The 16,108-nt window shown below is 55.6% G+C and carries 18 protein-coding genes, 1 tRNA gene and 1 pseudogene; 10 read left to right on the top strand and 10 right to left on the bottom strand.

The window, feature by feature from the left end; genetic code table 11:
- Window positions 1-10 precede the first annotated feature (10 nt).
- A complete protein-coding gene (locus ACR0J0_RS21365) occupies window positions 11-1,036 on the bottom strand; it encodes an FAD:protein FMN transferase (protein ID WP_480666006.1) in 1,026 nt (341 codons plus the stop codon).
- Between the two features lie 67 nt (window positions 1,037-1,103).
- A complete protein-coding gene (locus ACR0J0_RS21360; RefSeq protein ID WP_480666005.1) occupies window positions 1,104-1,289 on the bottom strand; it encodes a hypothetical protein in 186 nt (61 codons plus the stop codon).
- 121 nt (window positions 1,290-1,410) lie between these two features.
- Here ACR0J0_RS21360 and ACR0J0_RS21355 point away from each other — a divergent pair, with 121 nt between their 5' ends.
- From ACR0J0_RS21355 to ACR0J0_RS21340, 4 genes and pseudogenes are all read left to right on the top strand, one after another.
- Window positions 1,411-1,935 (top strand): CBS domain-containing protein, encoded by a 525-nt coding sequence (locus ACR0J0_RS21355; RefSeq protein ID WP_480666004.1) that lies wholly within the window; start codon window positions 1,411-1,413, stop codon window positions 1,933-1,935.
- 86 nt (window positions 1,936-2,021) lie between these two features.
- Window positions 2,022-2,879 (top strand): annotated as a pseudogene (locus tag ACR0J0_RS21350) (NAD-dependent epimerase/dehydratase family protein); the annotation flags it as partial.
- A 156-nt stretch (window positions 2,880-3,035) separates the two neighbouring features.
- Complete coding sequence (locus ACR0J0_RS21345; RefSeq protein ID WP_480666003.1) at window positions 3,036-3,377, top strand: hypothetical protein; 342 nt, start codon at window positions 3,036-3,038, stop codon at window positions 3,375-3,377.
- Between the two features lie 50 nt (window positions 3,378-3,427).
- Window positions 3,428-3,538, top strand: a complete 111-nt coding sequence (locus tag ACR0J0_RS21340; RefSeq protein ID WP_480666002.1) for a hypothetical protein — start codon at window positions 3,428-3,430, stop codon at window positions 3,536-3,538.
- A 355-nt stretch (window positions 3,539-3,893) separates the two neighbouring features.
- Here the strand turns inward: ACR0J0_RS21340 and nqrF are convergent, their stop codons facing one another.
- The 6 genes from nqrF to ACR0J0_RS21310 are packed head-to-tail and all read right to left on the bottom strand — an operon-like array spanning window position 3,894 to window position 9,754.
- Window positions 3,894-5,117 carry an NADH:ubiquinone reductase (Na(+)-transporting) subunit F gene (nqrF, locus tag ACR0J0_RS21335; protein ID WP_480666001.1) on the bottom strand — a complete coding sequence of 408 codons (1,224 nt, stop codon included), beginning with the start codon at window positions 5,115-5,117 and terminating at the stop codon, window positions 3,894-3,896.
- 10 nt (window positions 5,118-5,127) lie between these two features.
- On the bottom strand, window positions 5,128-5,736 hold the full coding sequence (gene nqrE / locus ACR0J0_RS21330) for an NADH:ubiquinone reductase (Na(+)-transporting) subunit E (RefSeq protein ID WP_010441340.1): 609 nt from the start codon (window positions 5,734-5,736) through the stop codon (window positions 5,128-5,130).
- A complete protein-coding gene (locus ACR0J0_RS21325) occupies window positions 5,736-6,389 on the bottom strand; it encodes an NADH:ubiquinone reductase (Na(+)-transporting) subunit D (protein ID WP_170614094.1) in 654 nt (217 codons plus the stop codon). The genes nqrE and ACR0J0_RS21325 overlap by 1 nt, the downstream gene beginning before the upstream one ends.
- Window positions 6,389-7,204, bottom strand: coding sequence for a Na(+)-translocating NADH-quinone reductase subunit C (locus ACR0J0_RS21320; protein WP_480666000.1), 816 nt, complete (start codon window positions 7,202-7,204; stop codon window positions 6,389-6,391). The genes ACR0J0_RS21325 and ACR0J0_RS21320 overlap by 1 nt, the downstream gene beginning before the upstream one ends.
- A complete protein-coding gene (locus ACR0J0_RS21315) occupies window positions 7,197-8,405 on the bottom strand; it encodes an NADH:ubiquinone reductase (Na(+)-transporting) subunit B (protein ID WP_480665999.1) in 1,209 nt (402 codons plus the stop codon). The genes ACR0J0_RS21320 and ACR0J0_RS21315 overlap by 8 nt, the downstream gene beginning before the upstream one ends.
- A 5-nt stretch (window positions 8,406-8,410) precedes the next feature.
- A complete protein-coding gene (locus ACR0J0_RS21310; protein WP_480666042.1) occupies window positions 8,411-9,754 on the bottom strand; it encodes a Na(+)-translocating NADH-quinone reductase subunit A in 1,344 nt (447 codons plus the stop codon).
- Window positions 9,755-10,043: 289 nt separating this feature from the next.
- Here ACR0J0_RS21310 and ACR0J0_RS21305 point away from each other — a divergent pair, with 289 nt between their 5' ends.
- From ACR0J0_RS21305 to ACR0J0_RS21280, 6 genes are all read left to right on the top strand, one after another.
- Window positions 10,044-11,159: a THUMP domain-containing class I SAM-dependent RNA methyltransferase gene (locus ACR0J0_RS21305; protein WP_480665998.1), complete on the top strand. Its 1,116-nt coding sequence runs from the start codon at window positions 10,044-10,046 to the stop codon at window positions 11,157-11,159.
- Between the two features lie 99 nt (window positions 11,160-11,258).
- Window positions 11,259-11,335, top strand: a tRNA-Pro gene (locus ACR0J0_RS21300).
- A 29-nt stretch (window positions 11,336-11,364) separates the two neighbouring features.
- On the top strand, window positions 11,365-11,565 hold the full coding sequence (locus tag ACR0J0_RS21295; protein WP_480665997.1) for a hypothetical protein: 201 nt from the start codon (window positions 11,365-11,367) through the stop codon (window positions 11,563-11,565).
- Window positions 11,558-12,334 carry a helix-turn-helix domain-containing protein gene (locus ACR0J0_RS21290; RefSeq protein WP_480665996.1) on the top strand — a complete coding sequence of 259 codons (777 nt, stop codon included), beginning with the start codon at window positions 11,558-11,560 and terminating at the stop codon, window positions 12,332-12,334. The genes ACR0J0_RS21295 and ACR0J0_RS21290 overlap by 8 nt, the downstream gene beginning before the upstream one ends.
- The gene (locus ACR0J0_RS21285) at window positions 12,324-12,701 is read left to right on the top strand and encodes a plasmid mobilization protein (protein ID WP_480665995.1); all 378 of its coding nucleotides are present in this window, start codon (window positions 12,324-12,326) and stop codon (window positions 12,699-12,701) included. Before ACR0J0_RS21290 ends, ACR0J0_RS21285 begins: the two co-directional genes overlap by 11 nt.
- 620 nt (window positions 12,702-13,321) lie before the next feature.
- Window positions 13,322-13,624, top strand: a complete 303-nt coding sequence (locus ACR0J0_RS21280; protein ID WP_480665994.1) for an SH3 domain-containing protein — start codon at window positions 13,322-13,324, stop codon at window positions 13,622-13,624.
- Between the two features lie 307 nt (window positions 13,625-13,931).
- Here ACR0J0_RS21280 and ACR0J0_RS21275 read toward each other — a convergent pair whose 3' ends face one another.
- Window positions 13,932-15,080 (bottom strand): hypothetical protein, encoded by a 1,149-nt coding sequence (locus ACR0J0_RS21275; RefSeq protein WP_480665993.1) that lies wholly within the window; start codon window positions 15,078-15,080, stop codon window positions 13,932-13,934.
- Between the two features lie 816 nt (window positions 15,081-15,896).
- A partial coding sequence (locus ACR0J0_RS21270; RefSeq protein ID WP_480665992.1) for a transposase occupies window positions 15,897-16,108 on the bottom strand: 212 nt, incomplete at its 5' end.

Raw genomic sequence — 16,108 nt, 5'->3', positions numbered from 1 at the left:
TCCCTACCCGTCAGTTGGTGCCCAAGGCGTCTTTGAACGCGGTACTGTGTACCGTGATATAGGCATCTTCGCCACCTGTCACATCCCGCGAGATAAAATACACGGCAAGTTTATTCTCTTCGGCCAGCTCCATGCCCTTTTCCTGACCCAGAGCCAACATTGCAGTCGCCCAGGCATCCGCCATCATCGCATTTTCCGCCAAAACAGTCACCGAAGTCGTATGATGCGTGACCGGGCGTCCCGTCGTTGGATCTATGATGTGCGAATAACGCACACCGTCCTGTTCGAAGAAGTTCTTGTAATCGCCCGAGGTCGCCATACCGAGGTTATCCAACTCGACGATCAGTTGAATGTTCTGGGCGCCTGCTTCCGGTTTCTCGATCCCGATCCGCCAGGACTCGCCCTTGTCATTCTGGCCCATAGTCACGAGATCGCCACCGATCTCGACCATGTAGTTTTCGATCCCGGCGTCGCGCAGGGCACCGGCTACCGCATCAATACCGTACCCTTTGGCAATTGCGGACAGATTGATACCCACCCCGGCATCCGACTTTGCCAGGGTACCGTTTTCGCTGTTCAACGTCAGCAAACGCGCCTGACCGACGCTGTCGAGTGCTGCCTGAATCTCGGCGTCCGATGGCACTGGATCTTCGGGTTTGCGAGGACCAAAGCCCCAAAGCTCGATCAGTGGGCCAAGGGTGACATCAAAGGTACCGCCCGTTTTTTCATGCACATCGTTTGCCGCAGCAATGACCAATGCGAATTCGTCCGAAACTTCGGTCGGTTCAGTACTGGTCGATGCGGAAAAAGTCGAAACCTCGGAATTCGGGTCCCAGTTGGACATCTTGGCGTTGACTTCGGCCAGGGTCTCTTCGACTGCCACGGCTAGTGCGTCCTCATCCACATCCGTGCCGATGGCCGTGACGTTGAAGGTGGTGCCCATGGTCTCACCCGACAGGCGCACCACTTCGGGTTCTTTGTCAAAGAGACAGCCGGAAACAAGTGTTGCGACAGCCAAAACAGGCAATAGGCGCATCGAGAGACCTCCTGAGGAAAACCGTGCCCGGCATATGCCAGCGGCCCCCCGCAGAGTCAAACCGGCATCAGAGCTTTAGCGGCAGGAACCCAAGCACCAGCAATCCAACGCCTGCAGGCACGCCAAACAACCAGGCCTTTTTCTGCCAGCCCGTGGCCTGCTGCTTCCACGCCATTCGAAAATTATGCCCACAGACAACGACCGCAAAGAAAATCAGCGCGGCAATGGGCGGTGTCAGGTATAGGTCAGACAACAGGCTGGATATCCTTGTTTTGTGGCAGTTTTCCCCTGTTGCGGCATTTGCACCCTATACAGACCGATTGGCTGCGCTAAGGTGTAGATAAAGCCATCTCAAAAATAAGAGGAGATTGCCAATGGCCCCAACCTCATATCAGCCCCCCACCCGTGGCGACAAGGCCGATACAACCACGCACAGTCAGTCGGTTGAATCGAACCTGTCGCACACCCAGACAACAGTGGCAAAACTGCTTGAGGGCAAAGGGGATGCTGTTTTTGCGGTGCGCCCAAATGACACGATCCACTCGGTCGTGAACACTCTCAAGGAAAAACGGATCGGCGCCGTTGTCGTGACCGATCAGAACGGTGCATTGCAGGGCATCCTGTCCGAGCGTGACATCGTAAGACGAATGGCAGATACGCCCGGTCAGACTCTGCCTCAGTCCGTTGAGGATCTGATGACGCGCGAGGTTAAGACATGCGCGCCGGACGATCTTTTGAATGATGTCCTGAAAACCATGACCGAAGGACGGTTCCGGCATATGCCAGTTCTAAGCGACGGCAACCTGCGCGGTATCATCACAATTGGAGACGTGGTTCATTACCGCTTGAAGGAGCTGGAATACGAAGCACTTCGCATGAAGCAAATGATCGTCGGCTGACCGGTCCGGCAGCATTTCCCCTTGACCTTGTGCGGCCGAAGGTACCCTTGCTGGTGCAATAAAGCAGGTCATAGGTCGAGGGCGGAATGAAGCGGGTTCTGGCTACTGACACAGCAGGGTTCATCGGCTTCCATCTGGCGAAGCTGCCTCGCCGAAGGATTTCGGGTTCTCGGCGACCTAGGACTTGCTGGAAAACGCTGAAAGACCGTTACAGGTTGCCGAGGACTTTCAGCCAGAAGTGATCGTCCACCTTTCAAGCCAAGCTGGTGTGCGATACAGCCTTGAAAATCCACGCAGCTATATCGCCCGAATATCGTCAGCACCTTCAATATCATGGACGTCGCGCGCCAACATGTAGTTCAGCGCCTGTTGATGACCTCCACGTCCTCGGTTTACAGCGCAATTGAATTGATGTCATTTGCCGAAGTTGAAAAAGCTGACACGCCGCCGACCAACTACGCCGCCACCAAGAAGTCGAACGAGGCCACGAGCCACTCCTACGCGCATCTTTGGAACCTGCCGACGACAACGATGTTTCGGTTCTTTACCGTTTACGGCACCTTGGAACGCTCTGACCTGGCGCTCCATAATTCTTGGATGCCATGCTGGATGATCGCCCGATCGATATCTGCGATCACGGCGATATGTACCGGGATTTTAACTGAGTGGATGACTTGGTGCGGGGGATCAGACTGCTGATTGAAGTCCCGCCCTTGGACGTTGACAGCCTTTCGACAACCCACCGTGGCGCGTGGTCAATATCGTATATGGCGAAAAAAAATCCGGCAAAGGGATTTCGTGATGCGATCAATGAAGCCGTCGGAAAGATAGCAATCCGAAACCACATGCAGATGCAGATGTGCGACGTCCCGGCGACCTGGGCCAACAACGATCTGCTGCAACACTTGACTGGGTATCCTCCCCGGACCGATTTAAAAGACGGGTTCGATATCAACCGAGGCGTTGCGCGCGGGTCGGGACAGTATACAGGAAATCGTTCCGGAAGATCTGGCTGCAGCGACAGGCCTGACCTTTGCGACGAACCCCGCCGATTTGGCGGCATGTGATACCTTTATCTCCACCGTTCCAACGCCAGCACAGTGGGCAAACAACCGGATTTCTCCCCCTTACTAAGCGCGTCCGAAACCGTCGGGCACTTTCTGATAAAGGGCGATTTGGTGATCTACGAATCTACGGTCTACCCCGGCGCAACCGAAGAAGACCGCGTACCAGTACTCAAACGCGTTTCCGGGTTGGCGTTCAAAACGGACTTCATTGCGGGCTACCGCCCCGAACGGATCAATCCTTGGGACAAAACACACCGGTTTCCGGATATCTGTAAGGTGACTTCAGGCTCAACTCCGGAAGTTGCCGATCTGATAGACGCGCTTTACGCCCGGATCGTCGCCGTTGGCACGCGCAAAGCCGAAGTATCCGCGTAGCCAAAGCCGCGAAGGTCATCGAAAACACGCGACGCGATCTGAACATCGCATTGGTCAACGAATTGGCGATGATCTTTGGGCGTCTCGACATTGATACCAACGCCGTACTACGCGCAGCGGGACCGACATGGGATCGGCGCCGGTGCTGGTCATGGGACTGACTTTCAAGGAAAACTGGCTCGATCTGCATTACACTCGGGTCGTCGACATCATTAACGAGTTGTAGGACTATGGCATCGCGGTCGATACGTACGACCCTCACGTCGACACGGCCGAGGAGCACGCGGATACGGTATCTCACTTGTCGAAACGCCACCGGAGCGAAGCTATGACGGGATGGTTCTGGCCGCTGCACATAGGGAGTTTCTGGATGTCGATCCTGCAAAGATCCGTGCTTATGGGAAAGAAACCAGCATCATATTCGACGTGAAATCCGTTCTACCCGTTTAGGCCAGCGGCTTGCGTCTGTGACGCCAAAGTAAAAACCGGCGCTATGAGCGCCGGTTTCTTTGTCTCTTATCCGCCGAAATCGTCGAGCATGATGTCTTCGCGGTCCACGCCCAGATCCAGCAGCATGTTGATGACCGACTGGTTCATGATTGGCGGACCACACATATAGAACTCGCAGTCCTCGGGTGCCGGGTGGTTCTTGAGGTATTCCTCGAAAAGAACGTTATGGATAAAGCCGGTATAGCCTTTCCAATCGTCCTCAGGCTGTGCATCCGACAAGGCCACGTGCCATTCAAAGTTGTCGAACTCTTCGGCTAGCGAGTCGAAGTCTTCGACAAAGAACATCTCTTTCTTCGAACGCGCACCATACCAGAAGCTGATCTTGCGGTTGCGGTTCTCAAGACGCTTGAGCTGGTCGAAGATGTGACTGCGCATCGGCGCCATACCGGCACCGCCACCGATGAAGACCATCTCTTTTTCAGTTTCGCGGGCGAAAAATTCACCAAACGGACCCGAGATCGTGACCTTGTCACCCGGTTTCAGGTTGAAGATGTAGGACGACATCTGACCCGGCGGGATACCTTCGGATCCCGGAGGCGGCGATGCAACCCGGACGTTCAACATGATCATGCCTTTTTCGTCCGGGTAGTTCGCCATTGAATAGGCGCGCTCGATCGGCTCGTTCACAACCGACTCGTACTGCCAAAGATTGAAGCGATCCCAATCCTCGCGGTACTCTTCTTCCACATCGAAATCAGTGTACTTAAGCTGGTGCGCAGGAGCTTCGATCTGGATGTAGCCACCGGCGCGGAAATTCACATCCTCACCTTCAGGCAGGTCCAGCGTCAGCGCCTTGATGAAGGTCGCTACGTTCTCGTTCGAACGCACCGTGCATTCCCACTTTTTGACCCCGAAGACCTCTTCCGGGACTTCAATGTCCATGTCCTGCTTGACCGCAACCTGGCAGGACAGGCGATCGCCGCAGGCAGCTTCGCGCTTGGTGATGTGGCTTTCTTCGGTCGGCAGGATAGACCCACCGCCCGAATGCACACGCACGCGGCACTGCGCACAAGTACCACCGCCACCACAGGCCGACGGGACGAACAGCTTCTCAGCCGCCAGTGTTTGCAGAAGTTTTCCGCCCGCAGGAACGGAGATGGTTTTCTCACCGTTGATGGTGATGTTCACATCTCCGGTCGAAACCAGTTTCGAGCGCGCGGCCATAATGATGGCAACCAGCGCAATAACGATCAGGGTAAAAAGGACGACGCCCAGGCTAAAAGTTTCCATCGACGCCTCCTTACAGCTTCACGCCCGAGAAGGACATGAAGGCCATCGCCATCAGTCCCGCGGTGATGAAGGTGATGCCGAGACCCTGCAGACCATCCGGAATATCCGAGTACTTCAGCTTTTCGCGCACGCCCGCCATTGCAGTGATCGCCAGCGCCCAGCCAAAGCCCGAAGACAGACCATAGGTCGCTGCCTCAGCGAAGTTATAGTCACGCTCGACCATGAACAGCGAGCCGCCCAGAATGGCGCAATTCACAGTGATCAGCGGCAGGAAGATCCCCAGCGCGTTATAGAGCGGCGGGAAGTACTTATCCAATACCATCTCAAGGATCTGAACCATCGCGGCGATCACGCCGATGTAGGAAATCAGGCCAAGGAAAGTCAGGTCCACATCCGGGAAGCCGGCCCAGGCCAGCGCACCCGGCTTCAGCAGATAGCTGAGCAGCAGGTTGTTCGTCGGCACGGTGATCGCCTGCACAACCATCACCGAGATGCCCAGACCCAGCGCGGTTGAGATCTTCTTGGACACGGCGATGAAGGTACACATGCCGAGGAAGAAGCTGAGCGCGAGGTTTTCAACAAAGATGGCCTTTACGGCCAGAGAGATAAGCCCTTCCATCAGTGCGCCTCTACCTGCTGGATTTTGTATTCACGTTCTTCGACCTGGTTCGGCTTCCACGTGCGGAAGGCCCAGATGATCAGACCGATGATAAAGAACGCTGACGGTGGCAGCAGCAGCATGCCGTTGGGCACATACCAGCCACCATTGTTGACGGTCTCCAGAATGGTGACGCCAAACAGCGACCCATTGCCGAACAGCTCGCGGATGAAACCGACCAGCAGCAGGATCAGACCGTAGCCCATACCGTTACCCATACCGTCAATGAAGGACGCGACGGGCGGGTTCTTCATCGCAAACGCTTCGGCGCGGCCCATCACGATACAGTTGGTGATGATCAGACCGACGAAAACCGACAGGGTTTTTGAGATCTCGAACGCGTAGGCTTTTAGAACCTGATCCACCAGGATCACCAGCGACGCGATGATCACCATCTGCACGATGATCCGGATAGAGCCCGGGATCTGGTTGCGCAGGCAAGAGATGAAAAAGGATGAGAACGAGGTAACGAAGGTCACCGCCAGCGCCATCACGAAGGATACCTGCAGCGAAGAGGTCACCGCCAGTGCCGAACAGATACCCAGCACCTGCAGGGTGATCGGGTTATTGTCGACAAGCGGGTCGACCAGCATCTCTTTCTTGGTTTGAGACATCAGAACTCTCCTGCTTGCAGCTTGGCCAGGAACGGAGCGTAGCCCGCATCGCCCATCCAGAATTTCACCAGGTTATCGACACCAACTGAAGTCAGCGTGGCACCGGCCAGCGCGTCGACATAGAACTCAGGACCAGCGGCGGGTTGCGACTTGGAGACGGTGATCTGCAGATCGCCCGCATCGTCACGTAGTTTCTTGCCGTTCCACAACGCTTTCCAGCGTGGGTTGTCCACCTCGGCGCCAAGGCCCGGGGTCTCACCGTGCTGATAGAACTGCAGGCCGTAGATATCGTTGCCGTTGTTTTCCAGCGCGATAAAGCCATAGAGCGTTGACCACAGTCCGTAACCGTGCAGCGGGAGGATGACTTTATCCAGGTCGCCGGCGTCGTCGCGCAGCAGATAGATCACACGGTATTTGGACTTACGCCCAATACCCGCCGGATCATTGTCCAGAGCAACGCTCAACTCGGGATCACTCGCGGCAGCGATGTCGTCAAAGGTCGCCGGATCGAACTGATCATCGACGAATTCGCCGGTAGCCAGTTCCAGAACGTGAGGTTCAAACGCCGCGAAGGCTTCGGACACATTGATGCCGGGTTTGTAGACACCGGCGACCTGCAAAACGTTTACCTGCTTGTCCTTCAGCGCGTTTGCTTCCTGAACCGGGCGCAGGCTGACAGCGGCGGCTGAAACGACCATCGAAGCGACCAGGCAGACGGCGACGGCAACAAAGATCGTCTTGCCAACCGAGTCCGGCGAGGCCGCCAGGAACCGGGCAATCGCCCCCTTGGGTTCTTGGGGTTGCGTATCAGACATGGCGACGCGCCCTCCGTTTGATGTTTGCCTGAACGACGAAGTAGTCGATAAGCGGTGCAAAAACGTTGCCGAACAGAATTGCCAGCATCATGCCTTCGGGGAAAGCAGGGTTAACCACACGGATCAACACAACCATGACACCGATCAGCGCACCGTAGATGTACCGACCCAGATTGGTGTGACTTGCCGAAACAGGTTCGGTCACCATGAAGGCCAGACCAAAGGCGTAACCGCCCAGGACAACATGCCAGTACCATGGCATCGCGAACATCGGGTTGGTGTCAGAGCCGATCAGGTTCAGCAGCAACGTGAACGCAATTGTGCCCCCCAAACAGCCCAAGATCAGTCGATAGTTGGCGATCTTGGTCATCAGCAGGAAGGCCAGACCAATCATACACGCCAATGTGGATGTCTCGCCAAAGCTGCCCTGAATGGTCCCGAAGAAGGCGTTCCACCAGGTGATACCGTCAGCCGCAAGCGCTTGGAAACCATCTGCCGCCGAAACGGCCAGTGCAGTTGCGCCCGAGAAACCGTCAACGGGCGTCCAAACCGCATCCCCGGACATCTGCGCCGGATAAGCGAAATACAGGAACGCACGTCCCACAAGCGCAGGGTTGAGGAAGTTTTTCCCTGTACCGCCAAACACTTCCTTGCCGATTACGACGCCAAAGATAATGCCCAAGGCCACCTGCCAGAGCGGCGTGGTCGCTGGCATGATCAACGTGTAAAGCATTGAGGTAACAAGGAAACCTTCGTTTACTTCGTGACCACGCACAGTGGCGAAGATAACCTCAAAAATACCGCCAGCCACAAGAGTGACAATATAGATCGGCAGGAAATAGAGCAGTCCATGCATCACGTTGGCAAACAGGCTGGACGGGTCCAGAGAAATGCCAAACATCTGCAACAGAGCGATCCGCCAGCCCGTGGCCGCGTCCGGACCCAGTGTAGCAAGGGCGGAGTTGGCCTGATAACCAGTGTTCCACATGCCCCACAGGATACAGGGGATCGTCGCGATCACGACGTAAGTCATGATCCGCTTCATATCCACATAAGACCGCGCATGGGGCGCGACGGAGGTTACGGTTTTCGGAGTGTAGATGAAGCTTTCGACCATCTCGTAGATGGGGAAATACTTCTCGTACTTGCCGCCCTTGGTAAAGTTCGGCTCGATCCGGTCAAAGAAGTTGCGCAAACCCATTCGGATCAGCCCTCCTTTTCAATCTTGGTCAGGCAGTCGCGCAGCGCCAGCCCGTATTCATATTTTGCTGGACAGGCAAAACCCACCAGACCCAGATCCTCTTCATCCAGTTCCAGTGCACCCAGCGCTTGCGCGGAGTCCGTGTCCATCACCAACAGAGCCCGCAGCAGCTGTGTCGGAAGGTAGTCCTGCGGCATCAGCTCTTCGAAAGTGCCGGTTGGCACCATTGCACGACGTCCGCCATTCAGGTTTGACGTAAGGGCAAACAACTTCTTGGCAAAGGCCGAACCCAACACCGGCTGCACGGCATACTTTGATGGCATCGGAAGAATCCAACCCAGCGTATTCTGGTCGTGATCCTCGCGGATGATGCTGATCTGGCGTGCAAAACGGCCCAGATAGGCTTGCGGTCCCTCGGCATGGCGCCCCGACAGGATCGAGCCGGAAATCACGCGGGCCGTGCCTTCCACATTGATCTCGTCACGCGTCAGATCGTCGGTCGACGCACCCATAACTGTGCGGATCAGACGTGGCTGGCGCGCACCGGGGCCGGACAAGGCAACCACAACGCTCGGGTCAAGGTGGCCGGTCTGCATCAGGCGGCCAATCGCGATGACATCCTGATAGCCGATCGTCCAGACCTGCTTCTCACCGGCCAGCGGTTCAAGGAAGTGAATGTGCGTTCCGGCCAGACCTGCAGGATGAGGTCCCGAGAATGCTGCGGCCTCAACACCCGGCACGTCGGCGCCCGGAAGCGAGGCACCGTCTTTTTGACACAGGTAAGTCTTGCCTTCGGTCAATTTTGTAACAGCGCTCAACCCGGCAGCAAAGGCGTCGGCTGCATCCTTGATAATGACAGCAGCGTCAGCGGCCAAAGGCTCGCTGTCCATCGCGGTCACGAAGATCGCTGCAGGATTGGTGCCTGGTGCGGGCATCTTCGAATAAGGCCGCGTCCGGAAAGCAGTCCACAGTCCAGCTGCACAAAGCCGCGCGGTCACACCTTCGGCACTGTCGGCGTTACCTACCCCCGAGAAGTCCAGACCCGTGTCATTGGCGTCAGATACCTGGATAACGACACTCTGCAGAACCCGGCGTGCCCCGCGGTTGATGGCCACGACCTTGCCGCTGAGCGGGGCGACCATCATCGCCTCTGGTACGTCCTTGTGGCAAAACAGAGGTGTTCCCCGCTGAACCACTTCACCTTCCTGAACCAGCATACGCGGTTTCAGGCCCAGGTAATCGGCCCCCAAAACCCCGACCGTGCTGAATTCAGGCCCCGGTTGGATTGTTTGTTCAGGTGCACCCTGCACCGGCAACTCCAACCCTTTTTTCAGTTTGAAAGTTTGCATGTCGCTACGGTCTTCCAAGCCTCTTTCCTGCAACACATCGTTACAGCCACTGCATAGTGGCACAAAACGATCTGTATGTGGGAGCCTGCGAGCAGAAAAAGGCGTATTCCGCCGCATTCCGTTCCAAGCTTCGTTTTGATCAGGGACCCTTTACGCGGGGACGGTCGCAAACGCAAACCCGTTACCGCCGAAATTACCGAGAAAATGTCACTTTCCTTTGAAGCCCGGCATTTTCGCCGATCAAAATTGCATGTCGCACCCATAACGCTTCCGGTGTAAGCACCGGAATATGGAACCAAACAACGATCTTGAAATCTTTCTGGTGGCCACGCCTGGCCTTGAAAGCCCATTGCATGCCGAGGCGGTCGAACAGGGATTCGCGGGCGCAAAAATAGTATCGGGAGGCGTGACCTGCCAGGGAAACTGGCAAGAGGTCTGGCGCGCTAATCTTTGCCTGCGCGGCGCGAACAAGGTTCTGGTACGCGTGGGCGGGTTTCCGGCAGTTCATTTGGCGCAACTGGACAAGAGGGCGCGAAAATTCCCTTGGGCCGACTTTTTGCACCCTGATGTTCCGATAAAAGTCGAAGCGACGAGCCGCAAATCCCGGATCTACCACGCCGGCGCCGCACGGCAACGCGTCGAGCGGGCGATCACCGAAACCCTCGGTGTGCCGATTTCTAGTGATGCCCGAGTGCGTGTTCTTCTGCGCATTGAAAAGGACTTATGCACGTTTTCCATCGACAGCTCAGGCGATCCTTTGCACAAGCGCGGCCACAAACCCGCAGTCGCCAAAGCCCCAATGCGCGAAACCATGGCAGCGATGTTTCTGCGGGAGTGCGGATTTGACGGGACGGAGCCGGTTTTGGATCCGATGTGTGGATCCGGCACCTTTGTCATCGAGGCGGCCGAGATCGCGTTGGGGCTGCGCCCTGGCCGCTCTCGCAACTTTGCCTTTGAGGATTTGGTCAGTTTCGACCCCGACCTTTGGTCTTCGATGCGCCAGCCACAGCCCGTTATCAAAGCGGACCTGGCTTTTTATGGCTCGGACCGCAATGCCGGAGCGATAGACGCTTCCACCAAAAACGCCGAACGCGCCGGAGTGGCTGAGGTCACCATGTTTCAGACACGTTCCGTTAGCGAAATCAAACCCCCATCGAAGGCTGCGGGTCTTGTCATCGTCAATCCCCCCTATGGAGCGCGGATCGGAGATGAAAAACGCTTGCGATCCGTGTACGGTAGCTTGGGTAAGGCTTTGCAAACCCGGTTCAAAGGCTGGCGTGTCGGCATTGTGACCAGCAATACGTCCCTGGCCCGTTCAACGCGCCTGCCGCTGCTGCAGCCGGGCCCCGTTGTGGATCATGGAGGTACAAAAATCCGACTGTACAAGACCGATGTTCTGACCTGACGCAATACCAAGGTACGAGCGGTCACGCGCTATTCAGGCTGGCCGCCAAAAATCCCTCTTGCACATCCAAATCGCCGGGTATAGATCACGCGCCACGGTCGGAGTGTAGCTCAGCCTGGTAGAGCACTGTCTTCGGGAGGCAGGGGTCGGAGGTTCGAATCCTCTCACTCCGACCAATAATTCCAGATACTTAGCCCATCTTGTCATGACCCTTGTTAAGGGTCGGTCCGGATTTGATCCGGATTATGCGGTTTTTGAGGCGGGTTTCGGTGAGTCCAGCCCCCTCAGAAACCGAAAGGCCGCTGACCGGGCTGGCACCCGCGTCAACGGCCAAATCGAAAAGTTTGCACTGAATGGATACCAAATCGCGGACATGATCGCAATCGCTGGAGGGGCCAATGTCTGAGGTTCTCGCTTTCTGCAAGATCAAGCTGCAATACCTTCTGGAAATGGTCACCGACCACGAGCTGGACGACAACGCCTTGCGCGTGGCGCTCTACCTAGCGCTTGCCCATGCCGATCACGAAACCGGGGAGAGCCGTCCGTCATTTGAGACCATTGGCGCGGCTATCGGCAAACACGCCAAGTCGGTCAAGCGAGCGCTGAACAAGGTCGAAGCGGCGGGTTACATGACCGTCGAACGCGGAACCAATAAGGGCAATTCCTCTCGCTACCGTCCGACCAAAGCGGCCATTCAACGAGCCACCGAACGCCGCCGGGAGGGGGACAAGGTTGTCCCGCTAAGCCGTGCCAATGGGGGACAATCCTGTCCGCAAAGCGGGACACACCTGTCCGGCAAAGGGGGACAGGATCGCCCCCCGAACAGAGAACAAGAACTTAGAAAAGAACAAGGGCGCGCGTCCGCGCCGGATTTGCCCGATGAAGGGCAATCGGGCGGAACACGTTTAGAACGTACCCCAGGCGGCCAGCGTCTGGCATTCGTGCCGAGGGGCATCTGCTTTGTCCGGGACTGGAACGAGAGGCTGGAGAGGGAAGGCATGACAACGCTGGAACGCAGCCTGCCCCTGTCACCGCATAAACATCACCTGGGCTTCTGGCTTTCGGCACGGACACCGGCCCCGATGAGTAGCGCTGAATGGCAGGACCAGCTCAAATCGCTGCGAGATTTGATCCGCGACACGTCGGCAACCGTGGAGCACCGCCATGCGGTCTGAGCAAACAGCAAGGCGACCCGCGTCATACGCTGGCGCGGATGACACGGGACCTTGCGTGGGGCGGCAAGCCTCCCCTTCGAACCCCACCGGCGCGGGCAAGACCCGCGCAAAAGAGCCGCTGACGGAGACCTTTGTCTTCCGATGCACGGCGGCAGAGAAGGCCGAGCTGCGCGCCAAGGCCGAGGCTGCTGGCCTACCCGCCGCGACTCTCTTGCGTGAGGCGCTTGGCCTCACCGAGGCGCGCCGCCGTAAGCCCGTGCCACGTGTCGATCCAGCGCTGGTGCTGGCCATTGGGCGCATCGGCGGCAACCTCAATCAGATCGCCCGCTGGCTAATTCGTCGTAGTAGCTGCCCTCGTTCGGCATGACGACGGGGTCGCGCGGGTGGTTTACCCGACCATCACTGCAGAGTCACTGTTTCACGACTCGATGCCGGCACTGAGACGCGCTGCCAGGGGCAATGGCCTCGTAACGGCCGCTCTTATTCGAGCTTTGGTGCGCATCGCCGAGGCAGCTCCAGAAGAAGATTTGCGGGTAGTTGTAGATGAACTATCTGCGGTCAGAGATGAGACCCGAGAAAGCGGTATGCTTGAGCGCGATATTGATAAGTTTTGCGGCCAAGTAGAAACCGCGATTGAAGGCTTATAGTCAACCGTCCTGGACCTTTGCAGTCCAGTTCGGCTGGGGGGGGGGGTGGTTTGTGAGTGGGCCATCCCCCAACTTATGGAAAAGTGCTTTTCGATTGGTCGTAGTTTCATTTCATCGAAAGGTAGTCACTGGGTGGTGAAACCAAACGGCTACTTTGTCCGCAAAGTAGACATTCACTGCAATCATGCGAATGACTGCATCGAGCCAAACCTGACCTTCGGAATACTTAAGATGCTTAGTTCAATGGTCGGTTTAAACGCGCGCATTCTTTGGTCAGGGAGTTACGCTTGATGATCAGAGGCGCTAAGATTGCAGTTGAGGAAACAGGCAGGTTAACGTTATGCGCAGAGCACTCTTCTTACCCTTAGTGGCATTTTTCCTAGGCGCCATTGTCGTAACTCAATCCGCATCGGCAGCCTCTCTTGGACAATACGAGGTTTTTGGCGTTGAAGACGGAGACATGCTGAAATTGCGTGCAGGACCGGGAATAGGGTTCAACGTGATAGTGGGCCTTCCAAATGGAACTGCTTTAAGAGTTCACAGTTGCGAGCAGACCGGCGGCACCCGTTGGTGCCGCGTGTCCTTGCAACGTGTGCGTGGTCTAAAGGGATTTGTCTCTTGGGCATATTTGCGAAAAATTTAAACATAGCTTTGTTGCGGTGCCATCTTAGATGCCCAGGTTTTGTTAGAAGAACCTAAATTGAGTGGTTAAGGTGTTGTCCTAGCTTCGGCCAATATTGCACGCATAGTAGCCATACAACCGAATGGCAGCGAATGACTGCTTTATAGAACCCAGAGCGGACCATATATTTTCGCGTCAGTTTTGTTTTAGGTGGTCCCCAATGTAGTGATAGTGCCACCCAACTAGTAGATCAGTTTCAATCCGACGGGTGGCTGGCACTGTCAAAAATAGCGTCTAAGTCCTTGCTCTCGGGCCTCTAACTTTGAGTTCAGCCGTTACTTGCAAATTCGTCTTCCGGCTCTCCATCCGGGGTTTGATCCACTCCCTTCGGTTCACCATCAGCATCATCGTCCTCCTGGTCGTCCGAATAAATGCTTCCGTCAACCGAAGTGCCAAGTGTGGATATTACCGATTCTTCATCGGGATTGGAGGCACGGACGGCGCCAAGGACGCGGTCTTGCTGTTCCTCTGCGACGATTTCATCTTCGGAAAAATCGCCCTTGTAATGCCCCAACAGGCTGGCCTCCGCGTCATGCACCGCCTCCGCAGCCGCCAACTGATCGTCCGTCGGCTGCCCTATCTTATTTCCGTCCTCATCTGTTGTTACGTCGTGCGCTTCTTTCACTGATTGTGCGGTTTCCAAGTCTTCAGGCGCAATCGTACCGGGAGTGGCCGCCTCTTGGGCAAGAACCTGTTCAGCTTCCTCCAACGTCATAGGTGCCGTGTCCAAATATTCATACGCAGCAGCAATTTCCTTCACTTCTTCAGGGCTCAAGTCGTAATCTTCACCCATGACATGATTGAAACTTGCGTCGGCTACGGCAAGGCCAGCGGCTAGGCTTACCGGCCCTGTACCTTTCGCATATTGTCCGTTCGCGATATGAGCAAGTTTTGCATTTACACTGGAGTTAATGGCACCATTTAGTTTGCCGAGGTTGCGCGGGGCAAGTGTACCATCATCAAGGAATTTTGCTTTTCTGCTTGTTGGTCTTGGGGATTGCTTAACAATCGCTTTATTTGTCCGTTTTGTGGTGGTCTTACCCTTGTTCCCTTTAAATAGACCTTTGACACCGTTTTGCTTTAGGTTGCGGCCTAAAGCCTGAAAGTCTTCCTTCATAGCTCGACCTAAACGACTGCCGCTCTTTGACATATGACTTTTGCTGGCGGACTTCGTGTTCGCCCTGTTCAGCGTTTTGTCGGAACCCAATCCCCTTTTGGCACCTTTTTCACCGCTGTTGCCGCCCTTTCCGCCACCGTTGCCACCTCCGTTATCCCCCTTTCCGCCGCCGTTACCTCCACCTTTTCCGTTACCATTTTTTGCGTATGCGTAATCGGTGGCGAAAACGGTCACGATTGGCGCGACTACAAATGCAGACAGTACGAGTGCGGAGACGCTCACTTTAAGGAAGTTCAACATGGCAGAAATCCTACTCGTTTAGAGACATACGGGCCGGCAGTGACGTACAACGGCCGTCCTTAAGAATGTTGCTCAAACAGGGCTAGAATGTGGCAGCTATCCGACTTTCAGGAGTTGCTATTTTTAATTTAACATTAACAGCTTAGCCTTTGTCATCAAAAGAATCACTTGAGGACACAAGGCTGTTAACAGTAGCAATAATTTTAAAGTTTTTGTCTCCAGCAGCGATCAAAAAAAACTGCTAAAACGGAAATAAGTGGAGCGTTAACTCTCGGTTAATGTGAGGTCTGAAAAGAATAAATAGTTTTTTACGAGTTGACTATGGTTAAGCAAATCAAAAGGGAGCTATTCCCGCCTTTGGATGACGCCGAGGCCGAAACATTTGACCCGGACAAGAATGGCTCCCTAAAACCTATAATAGGGAAGGCTATTTTTGCTGTCCCAATATTGTTGTATTTTCTTCTGCTGGCCTTTTTTCTAGATAGAGCGTCCGCCGAAAGCTATGTATCGATCCTGTAGTAGAAGAAGGCTTTTGCCCTGAGATAGGCAATTAGGGTCCGCGTTTTGGACCCGACAGCGAAATTAGCTCTGTTCGTCCACTCCGTCTGCTGAGCAATCATTCAATTGGTTCCGGAGCTCTGCGCCGCAGCAAACGGCAGCTTTGTCCGCGAAGCAGACCTTCCCAACACTGCAACCTTTCAGCAGAAAACCTGAAAATGTGTTTGCGCCAAATTTGGATCGAAACAGGGGGTAGCCTGTGTCTGGATGGGTTCCTGGTCGCGGTTGTACAACCTGTACAACCAGCGGCTTCTAACATCACATTGAGCAAGTTGCACTACAACCTAGGGTCAGGACTGATCGCCAATAGATGACGAGAGCTGCGAGGGCGATTGCTAAGAGGAAGACCTTCGGGCACCTGTCGTACCGGGTTGCCACACGGCGCCAATCCTTGAGCCTGCCAAACATGATCTCGATCCGGTTGCGGCGTTTGTATCGGCGCTTGTCGTGCTTCACCGTTGTCTTGCGCT

The sequence above is a fragment of the Ruegeria sp. BF12 genome, assembly GCF_056538705.1.
This window is presented reverse-complemented; position numbering and strand designations above follow the sequence as displayed.

Bases quoted from the DNA above. Each gene is read 5' to 3' on its own strand.
- ACR0J0_RS21365 (WP_480666006.1), bottom strand. From the start codon at position 1,036: ATGCGCCTATTGCCTGTTTTGGCTGTCGCAACACTTGTTTCCGGCTGT.
- ACR0J0_RS21355 (WP_480666004.1), top strand. From the start codon at position 1,411: ATGGCCCCAACCTCATATCAGCCCCCCACCCGTGGCGACAAGGCCGAT.
- nqrF (WP_480666001.1), bottom strand. From the start codon at position 5,117: ATGGAAACTTTTAGCCTGGGCGTCGTCCTTTTTACCCTGATCGTTATT.
- nqrE (WP_010441340.1), bottom strand. From the start codon at position 5,736: ATGGAAGGGCTTATCTCTCTGGCCGTAAAGGCCATCTTTGTTGAAAAC.
- ACR0J0_RS21325 (WP_170614094.1), bottom strand. From the start codon at position 6,389: ATGTCTCAAACCAAGAAAGAGATGCTGGTCGACCCGCTTGTCGACAAT.
- ACR0J0_RS21320 (WP_480666000.1), bottom strand. From the start codon at position 7,204: ATGTCTGATACGCAACCCCAAGAACCCAAGGGGGCGATTGCCCGGTTC.
- ACR0J0_RS21315 (WP_480665999.1), bottom strand. From the start codon at position 8,405: ATGGGTTTGCGCAACTTCTTTGACCGGATCGAGCCGAACTTTACCAAG.
- ACR0J0_RS21310 (WP_480666042.1), bottom strand. From the start codon at position 9,754: ATGCAAACTTTCAAACTGAAAAAAGGGTTGGAGTTGCCGGTGCAGGGT.
- ACR0J0_RS21305 (WP_480665998.1), top strand. From the start codon at position 10,044: ATGGAACCAAACAACGATCTTGAAATCTTTCTGGTGGCCACGCCTGGC.
- ACR0J0_RS21295 (WP_480665997.1), top strand. From the start codon at position 11,365: ATGACCCTTGTTAAGGGTCGGTCCGGATTTGATCCGGATTATGCGGTT.
- ACR0J0_RS21290 (WP_480665996.1), top strand. From the start codon at position 11,558: ATGTCTGAGGTTCTCGCTTTCTGCAAGATCAAGCTGCAATACCTTCTG.
- ACR0J0_RS21285 (WP_480665995.1), top strand. From the start codon at position 12,324: ATGCGGTCTGAGCAAACAGCAAGGCGACCCGCGTCATACGCTGGCGCG.
- ACR0J0_RS21280 (WP_480665994.1), top strand. From the start codon at position 13,322: ATGCGCAGAGCACTCTTCTTACCCTTAGTGGCATTTTTCCTAGGCGCC.
- ACR0J0_RS21275 (WP_480665993.1), bottom strand. From the start codon at position 15,080: ATGTTGAACTTCCTTAAAGTGAGCGTCTCCGCACTCGTACTGTCTGCA.